Consider the following 1,112-nt stretch of genomic DNA (forward strand, 5'->3'; position numbering starts at 1 on the left):
ATCCAAAAGGAAGACTTGACCAAACACACGCGCCCGGCTCGGTCCGGCCGGCTGCGCCGTCCGCCCCTCGCGGCGGGCGCATGCTTCGGGCTCCGCCGTCTGTCGCTCGCACCGCGCGCATACACAGCCTCCGCGTCCGGGGCGGCCTGACGTCGGTCAACCTTCGCGAGGGGCGGGTCGGCCCCTCGCTGCGGCGCGCACTCCGCTACGGCAGTCGGGCTGCTGCGCCGTCTCGCTCGTCCGCTGCCGGCAGTGTCGTCACCCCAGCGCGGCGGCGGGCATCCCGGCGCGAGACCCGTGCCCGAGTGCGACGGGGCCGTTGCCGAGGCCGCCTCCGGCAACCGCGCCGCGCGCGGTCCGGCTCCGCCGGTCCCGGTCGCGGCCGCGCCCTCAGCGGTCGCCGGCCCTCCGCCAGGCGTCCGCCTCGTCGTCCCAGGCGAGCTCGACGCCGCCGGCGAGCTCCTCGAGCCTCGCGAGCGCGACCCCGAGCCACTCGACCAGATCGTCGCAGGGGCCCATCGCCCAGTGGGTGATGTAGCGGCACTGCGAGAAGCACGCGTCCCCGAGCGTCTGCACGTCGTCGATGCGCGAGAGCTCGCGCCTGAGGCCGCGCACGTCGTGCAGGGCGATGTCGTAGCGCTCCTCGTACGAGTGCCCGCAGTCCATCCTGAAGCCGAGCCCCCAGAAGCGCTCCGCCCAGTCGAACCTATCGAGCGCGGCGGCGCCCCGCTCCTCGATCCTCTCCCTGAGCTCACGCGCGAACCGCGCGACGTCGCGTCCCTCCACGACATCCTCCCTTCCTCGTCCGAGACGATTGTCCCACAAGGGATGACGAGAAGAACGACGCTTCGCAACAGTACGTCTGACCTGCTCCTCGTTTTCGACAGACGATAGAGAATTGTCGACAAGTACAGGGCGAGAAGAACGTCGAGAAGGACGAGAAGGGCGATTGTTTCGCCGCCCGCCCGGCACCGCCGCCACCGGCCGCTGCCAACCAGGGGCCGAGCGCGCCGTGACCGCCGCCGCTGCGTCGCGCGCACGGGGCGTCCGTGCCGCCGTCGTGCGCACGGAGGGCAGTCCCACGGCCGCGCCCCGCTCCGGTCGCGTCTTCG

General features: G+C 72.7%; 1 protein-coding gene. It reads right to left on the reverse strand.

Annotated elements, in window-relative coordinates; translation table 11 throughout:
- Positions 1–390: 390 nt before the first annotated feature.
- A complete protein-coding gene (locus PHA29_RS10530) occupies positions 391–786 on the reverse strand; it encodes a hypothetical protein (protein ID WP_270849591.1) in 396 nt (131 codons plus the stop codon).
- Positions 787–1,112 lie beyond the last annotated feature (326 nt).

Origin of the sequence: Candidatus Collinsella stercoripullorum (genome assembly GCF_027669965.1) — a bacterium.
GTDB classification, from domain to species: Bacteria; Actinomycetota; Coriobacteriia; order Coriobacteriales; family Coriobacteriaceae; genus Collinsella; species Collinsella stercoripullorum.